Source organism: Acidithiobacillus sp. (assembly GCF_023255755.1).
In the GTDB taxonomy this organism is placed as follows: Bacteria; Pseudomonadota; Gammaproteobacteria; order Acidithiobacillales; family Acidithiobacillaceae; genus Acidithiobacillus.
The window spans coordinates 7,680-16,356 of record NZ_JAGDVS010000108.1 but is presented as its reverse complement, the minus strand read 5'-3'; the positions used below and the strand labels follow the sequence as shown (position 1 = coordinate 16,356).

Genomic DNA, 8,677 nt, shown 5'->3' with positions numbered 1-8,677 from the left:
TTACCAGATGGGGCGATTCCTGCTCTGGCCGGGCCGTAACTGCTTTTTTTAGGTTGATGGCTTCCACATAGGCGGGGAACTGGTTTGACGAACTGCAGGAGATGCGCCTGCTGTTCCGCTGGCAGGGTATCGAAGAGCTCTTTCAGAATCGTGCCTTCGGGTTCATCTGTACAGGGGATTTCCCGGCGCACGGGGGTGTCTGGGCCTGGAGGACCTCGTCCACCTCAACAGCATAGCGGCGGGCCAGGCGTTCGGCTTCCCGGCGGTTGCCGGTACCCAGGGAAAACCGCAAATAGCCGTTCCCGCCAACCTTGCGGGGGCCGGACGCGAGGTTCAGATTCTGGCCTTGAAAAGCATCGGGGAGCTTGTGGAAAAAATGGAAGAGCGCGCCTCTGCGGAGCAGGTACATAGGGTTCTTGACCTCACTTTTAGCTACACTTCTAGCCACAGTGTCTAGTCGCAACCCATTGAAAGCTTTCTTCCTTTATGGAAGATCAGGCAGTTATATAACATGGCGGAGAGGGTGGGATTCGAACCCACGGTACCCTTTTGGAGTACACAGCATTTCCAGTGCTGCACCTTCGGCCGCTCGGTCACCTCTCCTGAGGGGACGGAGTGTAACCCAGACGCCGGTGATAGAGCAATGACTCCGCACGGAGCGGGCCAAAACGGCGCATCCTAAAAACTCAACACCTCGCCATCGTTCCTGGGTAAGCCCGATAGCGCGTTTTGAATACGAATCAGGACACCAGTGCGATCATTTACGAACTGAACACCAATGGCTGGCGGTCGGCCCTCGCGGTTATCCGGCGGGGTCACCCACACCACCTTCCCCATTATGGGTGCACGTGGCTGGCTGTCAGGAAGACTGATCATGAGCAGCACCTCCGTGCCTATGGGCAGAAGATTCGGTGTCTCCACCAGCACACCGCCGCCTTTGATGCTGGGCATGTAGTAGCGCTGCACTGCCATAGCGTCCCGCAGCACTACGGACAGCGCTTTTGCCGCACCTCCGGTCTCAGCTTGTAATTCCATGCGCCCTCTCTCCTGACCAAATGCCTACCCAACTCAACAATAACGTTTCCAGCATCATGCCCACATTGCGATTCTGCACGAGAGACTCAGGCAACCGGATCCAACTCTCCAGCGTCTCCCAGAGGGATGTCTCCTGAGCAGATTGCGCCATGACCTCTAACGACTGCAAATAGTCCAAATGCACGATGCTGTCCAGGCGCTGATTACGGAGACGAAGCAAATCCGCCGACAAGCTCAACATCAACTCGCGCAGCAGAAGCAATTCTGTGTCTTTAGCCCAGTTATCGGCCAAACGCAAAGCCGCAACAGGACCTTGCCGAGGGAGGTTCAATAACGTGTCGATCCAGGTTTGGCGCAGCGTCACCCAGCCGGATTCCCAGAGCTGACAGGCACGCAGCGGCCGATTCGCAAACTGTCGGCTTAACAAGAGTGCCTCCGCAGGGGGGATGCCCTGCCCTTCCAGCCAGACCATGCACTGCCCGAGCCGCAGCGCTGGGAAAGGCAACTTTTGCAAACGCGACCGGATGGTGGCCAGAAGCTGCGACGGACGCTCACTGAGCAAAAGAATGTGCGCGCGCGCCGCAGGCTCTTCCAGGGTTTTGAGCAGGGCGTTAGCGGCTGCCGCGGTCATCGCTTCGGCCGGCTCGATGCGCAGCCAGCGACGCGCGCTGACCTGGGGGGTGAAGGCGAGAAAGTCATAGGCATGGCGCACCGACTCAATCGCAATACGCTTTCCCGTTTCTGCCGTAATAACGAGCAGATCCGGATGATTACCTTCTGCCAGCAACCGACAGGAACGGCAGGTTCCACAGGACAGCCCCTGCGCTGATGGCGCGAAACACAAGGCCGCCTGCTGCAAATCATCGCAGTACTGTCCGACCAGCGTCCCCGATTCGCCGACAGCGAGCATCGCCTGGGGTAATCCCGCTTGCAGCAGACTTTGTATCGGCTGCCATTCGGCGGGTGGCGGACGGTGCGCACTCATGAACAATGGGCTGCTAGGCGCAGCGCCAGATGTACCCGCAAAATATCATGCACCACCGGCAGAGCTTGGGTCGCATCCACGCGCAAGATTCTTTGTGGTTCGGCCGCGCAGCGTTCCGCGAAAACCGCCCTCGCCCGGCCAAAGAAGGCTTGATCTTCTTGCTCCAGACGATCCGGTCGACGTGCGCGAATGCGTGTCGCGCCCAATTCCGGCGGCACATCAAACCACAACGTCAGGTCTGGACGACGCGTAATCCCCGCCCAGCGTGCCAATTCCGCAATATGTTCGGGGGTGACACCCCGTCCGCCGCTCTGATAGGCATAGGTGGAATCTTCATAGCGGTCACTGATAACCACTTTCCCGGCAGCCAGCGCGGGAGCAATACGCGTCAGCCAATGATCCCGACGCCCGGCATACAGCAGGAGCAATTCCTCGTCCGCATCCAGGCGCAGGCGGTCGTCCAGAAAAATCGCACGCAAAGCCTCACCGAGAGGTCCTCCGCCCGGTTCCCGGGTGAGTTCCACCGCGTAACCCTGCTGACGACAATATTCCGCCAACACCGGCACCGCTGAACTCTTTCCTGCGCCCTCGATACCCTCTAAGGTGACGAAAAATCCATTCTTCAGTGATGCCGCCCCCGTGTTCACAAACCTGCTCCTCCGGCATGCTGGAGATAACGCTGTATCTGCTCAAGATGTTTCGTGTAACTCTCTGAATAATGGTATTCATCGCCTTGCGCGATAAAATAGAGGTCGGCACTGTCCGCAGGATGCAGTACAGCCATCAGACTACTGAGTCCCGGCATCGCAATGGGGGTAGGCGGCAATCCGGTGTGCAAGTAGGTGTTATAGGGGCTCTCCACATGCATCTCCTGAGGCGTCAAAAGTCCAGTATAGCGCTCGCCCAAAGCGTAAATCACGGTGGGATCAGATTGCAAAGGCATCCCCTGCCGCAAGCGATTGAGAAACACGGCGGCAATATGCGCCTGCTCTGCGGGCGGCGCCCCCTCCTTTTGTACGATAGAAGCCAGAATCAGGGCCTGGTAGGGATCACCCAGCGGCAATCCAGGAGCACGTCCGGCCCACAAGGACTGTAATTCCCGTTGCATGCGCACATAGGCGCGCTGCAGCACACTCAGCGCGGTGGTACCCGGAACGTAACGGTAACTATCGGGGAAAAGCCAGCCCTCCGCACTTCCTTGCGCACCGACACCCTGCTCTGCGAGGCGACGTGCCGCTGTCTCACCCTGTGGCAGGTTCTGCTGGCCCAGATAAGGAGCTTTATCGCGTATTTCCTGATAGATATTCTGCAAACGCCAGCCGGGCACAATCAGCAGGTTAAGTGGCGTGGATTGCCCGGCAATTAACCGGTGGAGTACCTGCGCCTGGTTAATACGTCCCTGAAACTCATACAGCCCGGCCTGTATGGGCGGATACCCGGCCAAAGCCCAAGCCAGATGAAATAGTCGTGGATGCGGCAATACCCCGGAATGCGCCAGACTAGCGATACTTTGCGCGTTACTGGCGCCCAGAGGAATGGGGACCGTCACCCCCTTCGCCGGCAAAGTTTCCGGCCAATACATGGCGATGCCGTAAAATCCAAAAGGGAATAACGCGATCAATAGAATTAACAGGGCGGCATGGCGCTTGCGGGTCATGATTGCGGCCCCAACCCCATGTCCCTGCACCATGCGAGCAAAGCGGATGCTATCGGTCCATCATGTCCGGGTAACAAGCGTTCCACAAAGTGGTGCACTGGCCAGATGCCAATCAGGCTATTGCTGAAGAATATTTCGTCAGCCTCCTGAAGTGCCGCGGCCCGATAGCGACCCAGCATGGTCGGCACGCCACACGCGCGCAGCCACTCCAGAATAGCGCCCCGCTGAATGCCGGCGATGCCCCCATCTGCCAGCTCGGGGGTGTAGACAATACCGGCCTTTACCCAAAACAGATTGGACATGATTCCCTCGCGCAGCACCCCTGAATGGTCCAACATGACTCCCTCCGCATATTCCGGAGTCAGGGCATCGCGGGCTACCACCTGATTCAGGCGATTCAGCGATTTAACGCCGAGATACGGCGCACCGGTTAACAAGGCGACCGGACAGATCGTGGCGGAGATACCAGGTTCCCAATAGTGAGCATCACGCTCCGGCCATTGGGATAACCACAGATAGCGTCGCGCGGGACCGGCACCGGAACTGCCATACCCCCAACCCGCGCCACGACTGAGGAGCAGCTTGACGAAGAGGCGTGGGTAAGCTGGGACGCCATTCAACACATGCTGTAAATCATCATACCAGAGGCTTGGCGGAGGCATCGGGATATTCAGAATGGCCGCGCCACGCCTGAGACGCGCCAGATGGGCATCCCAAAACAGCGGGACGCCCTTTATTACCGCGATGGTTTCAAAAAGTCCATCCCCGTAATGTAATGCGCGGTCTAAGGCAGCGCCGCACTCCCCTGCCACGAAGTGATTTCCATCCACCGTGGCGGCAATCACTCCCACGGAGCGAATCAGTCGCTAAAGCGGCGGAAAACCAGAGAACTGTTGGTACCGCCAAATCCGAAGGAATTGCTTAACGCAACTTCTACAACTGCTTTTCGCGCCTTAAGGGGCACATAATCCAGGTCACAACCCTCATCGGCCTGATCCAGATTGATGGTGGGTGGCAGAATGCCATGATAGAGCGCTAGCGCCGTAAAAATGGCTTCGATCCCCCCTGCGGCACCCAGAAGATGGCCCGTCATGGACTTGGTGGAGCTCATGGCCAATCGCCGTGCATGGTCGCCGAAGACCACATGCACGGCGTCGGTTTCTGAACGGTCTCCAAGCGGGGTCGACGTCCCGTGCGCGTTGATGTACCCCACCATTTCCGGAGTCACTGCAGCGTTACGCAAAGCGGCTTGCATACAGCGGGCGGCACCTTCCCCTGCAGGAGCAGGCTGTGTCATATGGTAAGCATCAGAGCTCATGCCATAGCCGGACAACTCCGCATAGATCCGTGCGCCACGGCACCGGGCAAATTCGTACTCCTCCAGAACGAGCACACCCGCACCTTCACCCAGTACAAAACCGTCCCGGTCTTTATCCCAGGGACGACTGGCCTTCTCAGGATCATCATTACGCGTTGAAAGCGCCCGCGCTGCGCAGAATCCACCCAGCCCCAAGGGACTGATAGCCGCCTCGGCACCACCAGCAATCATGACATCGGCGTCACCATACTCAATGAGTCGGGCCGCATCGCCGATGGAGTGCGTACCTGTAGAACAGGCCGTCGCCATGGCGATGTTCGGTCCCTTGGCACCATACATGATAGAAACATGGCCCGACACCATATTGACGATACAACGCGGAATAAAAAAGGGTGAGATCCGGCGCGGGCCGCTCTCGGTGACAATCTGATGCTCGGATTCAATACCGGGCAAGCCGCCAATGCCGCTGCCAATGGATACCCCCACCCGATCCGCAATGTCTGCACTGATCTGCAATCCGGAATCCGCAATCGCTTCCATCGCCGCAACAAGGCCATAATGAATAAATAAATCCATCTTGCGGGCTTCCTTGGCCGGGATGTACTGACCAATATCAAAGCCACGCACCTCTCCCGCAATCTGGGAGCTATATAAGGCAGGATCAATGCGGGTCACCCGACCAATACCGCTACGTCCTTGGCTTATGGAATTCCACGCCGCCGGAACACCCACCCCGACGGGTGACACAATTCCCAGCCCTGTAATCACTACACGTCTCTTCAAACGCCTGTTCTCCTCATCACCCTGCTGGGGAATGCTCAGGCATCCTTGTCTGGCATATGCGCAGACACATAGTCAATGGCCTGTTGCACGGTCGCAATCTTCTCCGCTTCTTCATCGGGGATTTCGCAATCAAATTCTTCTTCCAGCGCCATCACCAGTTCCACAGTATCCAGCGAGTCAGCACCCAGGTCGTCGACAAAAGAGGCTTCGTTGGTCACTTCATCTTCATTGACACCTAACTGCTCTACAACGACCTTCTTTACACGTTCTGCCACATTATCCATTAGGAGAAGCTCCTCTGTTGGTAAAAAAATTATTGTCGGCGAGATTGGACCACAGGGCGTACAGTCCTGTAAAGCCACGAATGCATTACCCCATCCACATGCCCCCATTGACATGCAGAATCTGTCCGGTTACGTAACCCGCATCCGGGCCCGCTAAATAAGCGACTGCAGCGGCCACATCGGCCACCACACCCAGTCTTCCCGCGGGAATCTGTTGCAGGAGCGTGCCGCGGTGCGCTTCATTCAGCCCTTCGGTCATGTCCGTGCTGATGAAGCCAGGGGCCACACAATTGACCGTCACCTGCCGCGCCGCCACTTCCCTCGCCATAGCTCGGGTAAAACCAGCCACCCCTGCCTTGGCGGCCGCATAATTCGTCTGTCCAGCATTGCCCATCACACCGACCACCGAAGTAATGTTAATAATACGGCCGAAACGGGCTTTGAGCATATCGCGCACACACAGCTTGCTCAAGCGGTATACCGCACGCAAATTGGTCGCCATGACCTCATCCCAGTCGTCATCCTTCATCCGCAACAGCAATTGATCACGGGTGATCCCCGCATTGTTCACCAAAATAGTCGGCGCACCATGGGATGCCTGTATCTGCGCGAGCACAGCGGACATGGCCATATCATCGGTCACATCCAGTGCCACCCCCGTACCACAGATGCCCTGCGCCGCCAGATCTGCACTGATCCGTTCCGCACCAGCAGGCGTGGTTGCCGTGGCGACAACCCGTGCGCCCTGCCTGCCGAGGACGCGGGTGATCTCCTGTCCGATGCCACGACTGCCACCGGTGATCAGGGCCAACTGACCCTCTAACGACCCCGCCATTAGATCGCCTCCAGGGTGGCCTTGAGGCTTTTGCCATCTTCGATATGGAGCATGGTCAAACCAGGCTCAATGCGCTTCCCCAACCCCGACAGCACGCGACCTGGCCCCATTTCCACGAAGGTCATGGCCCCCTGTCGGGCAAGATGGCGAATCGTATCGGTCCAGCGTACCGGCGAATAGAGCTGCTTAGCAAGGGCGGCACGAATGGAATCAGGCGTGTTGTGGCTTTGCACATCGGCGTTATGCACCACCATCGCCTTGGGGCTGCGGAACTGCACAGATTCCAGGGTGGTCTGAAAACGTTCGGCAGCCGGTATCATCAGACTGCAATGACTGGGCACACTGACCGGAAGCACGACAACACGCTTCGCGCCTGCGGCGCGCGCCGACTCTACCAGGCGCTCAATGGCGGCCTGATTGCCTGCGGCCACCACCTGTCCGGGCGCGTTAAAATTGGCCGCTGCGAGCACTTCACCTCGTGCTTCCTGAGCGCAAAGTTGTTTCACCTCATCATCGCCGAGACCAATGATGGCAGCCATGGCACCCACACCTTCCGGCACCGCTTGCTGCATCAGACGACCGCGTTCCGCGACCAGACGTACTGCATCCGGGAAGTCCACCGCATCTGCGACCACCAAGGCCGTGTATTCACCCAGAGAGTGACCGGCGACAAAGTCGGGGAAAATACCACCCTCCTCTTCCCAGACCCGATAAACGGCATATCCAGCAGCCAGCATCACCGGTTGCGTCCAGCGCGTCTGATTCAGTTTTTCGACGGGGCCATCCTGAGTAAGCGACCACAGGTCCTCGCCCAACTGGGCAGAAGCTTCTGCAAAAATCTCTTTGACCAACGGATGACTGGTAGCAAGATCAGTCAGCATATTCAAAGACTGCGAACCCTGACCGGGAAAAACAAAGGCGATAGAGCCGTGCAAGCGAACCTCCTCTCAGTACAAATTGGTATGCAGGGCGTTCAGCCCCAACGCAGGAGCGCTGATCCCCAAGTGAAGCCACCCCCGAACGCCTCCAGCAGGAGACGTTGCCCAGGCTGAAAACAACGACGTCGGGCTGCGTCATCTAGCGCTAAAGGTACCGAAGCAGCGGAAGTATTACCATGATGTTCCACTGTCATCACCACCCGCTCCATAGGCAGGCCTAACTTATCGGCCGTCGCCTGAATAATGCGGATATTGGCCTGGTGTGGCACTAGCCAGTCAATGTCTTCTGGTGTCAGGGTATTTGCTGCAAGCGTCTCCTGCACAATCTCACCCAGGGTACGCACGGCCATGCGAAAGACCGCGTTGCCCTGCATGGTCATCCGTGTCTCGCCGCCAGGCACCTGCAGTAATTCGGCATAGGCACCGTCAGCATGAATGTGCGTGGAGATAATACCGGGTTCGTCGCTGGCACTAAGGACAACGGCTCCAGCGCCGTCGGCGAAGAGAATGCAGGTTCCACGATCTGTCCAGTCGACGACGCGGGACATGCTGTCTACGCCAATGACCAGCGCATGCCGCACCCCGCCGCTACGGATAAAGCGATCGGCCGTCGCCAGCGCATAGATAAAGCCAGTGCAAACTGCCTGAATATCAAAGGCGGGCGCACCATGATTACCCAAGCGGGCTTGCAGCAGGCAGGCGGTACTGGGGAATATCTGATCCGGGGTGGTCGTCGCCACAACAATAAGGTCGAGATCCTCGGCTTGCAGACCGGCATCCGCCAACGCCTGGCGCGCCGCCGCTTCCGCCATGTCTACCGTTTTCTCGTCGGGAGCGGCGAT

11 protein-coding genes and 1 tRNA gene are annotated in these 8,677 nt (G+C 58.1%); all 12 read right to left on the bottom strand.

The genetic code is table 11. The features are described 5' to 3' along the window. Positions 1–142: 142 nt before the first annotated feature. Positions 143–409 carry a DUF6538 domain-containing protein gene (locus Q0C48_RS07555; RefSeq protein ID WP_291523057.1) on the bottom strand — a complete coding sequence of 89 codons (267 nt, stop codon included), beginning with the start codon at positions 407–409 and terminating at the stop codon, positions 143–145. A 103-nt stretch (positions 410–512) separates the two neighbouring features. After that, a tRNA-Ser gene (locus Q0C48_RS07550) sits at positions 513–603 on the bottom strand. Between the two features lie 75 nt (positions 604–678). Then, on the bottom strand, positions 679–1,035 hold the full coding sequence (locus Q0C48_RS07545) for a PilZ domain-containing protein (protein WP_291523054.1): 357 nt from the start codon (positions 1,033–1,035) through the stop codon (positions 679–681). Continuing rightward, positions 1,019–2,020 (bottom strand): DNA polymerase III subunit delta' C-terminal domain-containing protein, encoded by a 1,002-nt coding sequence (locus tag Q0C48_RS07540; RefSeq protein ID WP_291523052.1) that lies wholly within the window; start codon positions 2,018–2,020, stop codon positions 1,019–1,021. The genes Q0C48_RS07545 and Q0C48_RS07540 overlap by 17 nt, the downstream gene beginning before the upstream one ends. After that, positions 2,017–2,667, bottom strand: coding sequence for a dTMP kinase (gene tmk / locus Q0C48_RS07535; protein WP_291523050.1), 651 nt, complete (start codon positions 2,665–2,667; stop codon positions 2,017–2,019). Before tmk ends, Q0C48_RS07540 begins: the two co-directional genes overlap by 4 nt. Continuing rightward, positions 2,664–3,677 (bottom strand): endolytic transglycosylase MltG, encoded by a 1,014-nt coding sequence (mltG, locus tag Q0C48_RS07530; protein WP_291523048.1) that lies wholly within the window; start codon positions 3,675–3,677, stop codon positions 2,664–2,666. The genes tmk and mltG overlap by 4 nt, the downstream gene beginning before the upstream one ends. Beyond that, positions 3,674–4,528, bottom strand: a complete 855-nt coding sequence (pabC, locus tag Q0C48_RS07525) for an aminodeoxychorismate lyase (protein ID WP_291523046.1) — start codon at positions 4,526–4,528, stop codon at positions 3,674–3,676. The genes mltG and pabC overlap by 4 nt, the downstream gene beginning before the upstream one ends. Before the next feature lie 8 nt (positions 4,529–4,536). After that, on the bottom strand, positions 4,537–5,778 hold the full coding sequence (gene fabF, locus Q0C48_RS07520; protein WP_291523044.1) for a beta-ketoacyl-ACP synthase II: 1,242 nt from the start codon (positions 5,776–5,778) through the stop codon (positions 4,537–4,539). A gap of 35 nt (positions 5,779–5,813) precedes the next feature. Next, a complete protein-coding gene (gene acpP, locus Q0C48_RS07515; RefSeq protein WP_291523042.1) occupies positions 5,814–6,062 on the bottom strand; it encodes an acyl carrier protein in 249 nt (82 codons plus the stop codon). A gap of 85 nt (positions 6,063–6,147) precedes the next feature. Next, complete coding sequence (fabG, locus tag Q0C48_RS07510) at positions 6,148–6,897, bottom strand: 3-oxoacyl-ACP reductase FabG (protein ID WP_291523040.1); 750 nt, start codon at positions 6,895–6,897, stop codon at positions 6,148–6,150. After that, on the bottom strand, positions 6,897–7,832 hold the full coding sequence (gene fabD, locus Q0C48_RS07505; RefSeq protein ID WP_291523038.1) for an ACP S-malonyltransferase: 936 nt from the start codon (positions 7,830–7,832) through the stop codon (positions 6,897–6,899). Before fabD ends, fabG begins: the two co-directional genes overlap by 1 nt. 38 nt (positions 7,833–7,870) lie before the next feature. Then, positions 7,871–8,677: beta-ketoacyl-ACP synthase III (locus tag Q0C48_RS07500; protein WP_291523036.1), on the bottom strand; the 807-nt coding region annotated here is incomplete at its 5' end.

Bases quoted from the DNA above. Each gene is read 5' to 3' on its own strand.
- mltG (WP_291523048.1), bottom strand. From the start codon at position 3,677: ATGACCCGCAAGCGCCATGCCGCCCTGTTAATTCTATTGATCGCGTTA.
- Q0C48_RS07555 (WP_291523057.1), bottom strand. From the start codon at position 409: ATGTACCTGCTCCGCAGAGGCGCGCTCTTCCATTTTTTCCACAAGCTC.
- Q0C48_RS07540 (WP_291523052.1), bottom strand. From the start codon at position 2,020: ATGAGTGCGCACCGTCCGCCACCCGCCGAATGGCAGCCGATACAAAGT.
- acpP (WP_291523042.1), bottom strand. From the start codon at position 6,062: ATGGATAATGTGGCAGAACGTGTAAAGAAGGTCGTTGTAGAGCAGTTA.
- fabG (WP_291523040.1), bottom strand. From the start codon at position 6,897: ATGGCGGGGTCGTTAGAGGGTCAGTTGGCCCTGATCACCGGTGGCAGT.
- Q0C48_RS07545 (WP_291523054.1), bottom strand. From the start codon at position 1,035: ATGGAATTACAAGCTGAGACCGGAGGTGCGGCAAAAGCGCTGTCCGTA.